1 protein-coding gene is annotated in these 1,094 nt (G+C 63.4%); it reads right to left on the bottom strand.

The genetic code is table 11. The features are described from left to right. Positions 1-1,094: bifunctional 2-methylcitrate synthase/citrate synthase (gene prpC, locus B9Z01_RS34555; RefSeq protein ID WP_085490001.1), on the bottom strand; the 1,094-nt coding region annotated here is incomplete at both ends.

Consider the following 1,094-nt stretch of genomic DNA (forward strand, 5'->3'; position numbering starts at 1 on the left):
TCCGGTCCGGTGTAATTCGCGCTCGGCCGGATGATCTTGTTGTCGATGCGCTGCTCGACGATGTGCGCGCTCCAGCCGGCCGTGCGCGCGATCACGAAGACCGGCGTGAACATCGCCGTCGGCACGCCCATCATGTGATACGACACCGCGCTGAACCAGTCGAGATTCGGGAACATCTTCTTCGCGTCCCACATCACCGATTCGAGCCGCTCGGCAATCGAGAACAGCTTCGTGTTGCCCGCTTCCTTCGAGAGCTTCTTCGCGACTTCCTTGATGACCTTGTTGCGCGGGTCCGAGATCGTGTACACCGGGTGGCCGAAGCCGATCACGACTTCCTTGTTCTCGACCCGGCGGCGGATATCCGCTTCCGCTTCGTCGGGCGTCTGGTAGCGCGACTGGATTTCGAACGCGACCTCGTTGGCGCCGCCATGCTTCGGTCCGCGCAGCGCGCCGATTGCGCCGGTGATCGCCGAGTACATGTCCGAGCCCGTGCCCGCGATCACGCGGCCCGTGAACGTCGACGCGTTGAACTCATGCTCCGCATACAGGTTCAGCGACACATGCATCGCCTCGACCCACGACTTCGACGGCTCGACGCCATGCAGCAGATGCAGGAAGTGGCCGCCGATCGAATCGTCGTCGGTCTCGACCTCGATACGTTTGCCGTTGTGCGAGTAGTGATACCAGTACAGCAGCATCGAGCCGAGCGAGGCCATCAGCTTGTCGGCGATATCGCGCGCGCCCGGCAGGTTGTGATCGTCCTTCTCCGGCAGCACGGTGCCGAGCACCGAGACGCCGGTGCGCATCACGTCCATCGGATGCGCGGCGGCGGGAATCCATTCGAGCGCGGCTTTCACGTTCGCGGGCAGCCCGCGCAGGCCTTTGAGCTTCGTCTTGTACGCGCTCAGTTCGGCGGCGTTCGGCAGCTTCCCGTGGACCAGCAGATACGCGATCTCCTCGAATTCGCACGCACCGGCGATGTCGAGAATGTCGTAGCCGCGATAGTGAAGGTCGTTGCCGGTCTTGCCGACCGTGCATAGCGCGGTGTTGCCCGCGGTCACGCCGGAGAGCGCGACGGATTTCTTCGGTTTGAA

Source organism: Paraburkholderia susongensis, from assembly GCF_900177725.1.
In the GTDB taxonomy this organism is placed as follows: Bacteria; Pseudomonadota; Gammaproteobacteria; order Burkholderiales; family Burkholderiaceae; genus Paraburkholderia; species Paraburkholderia susongensis.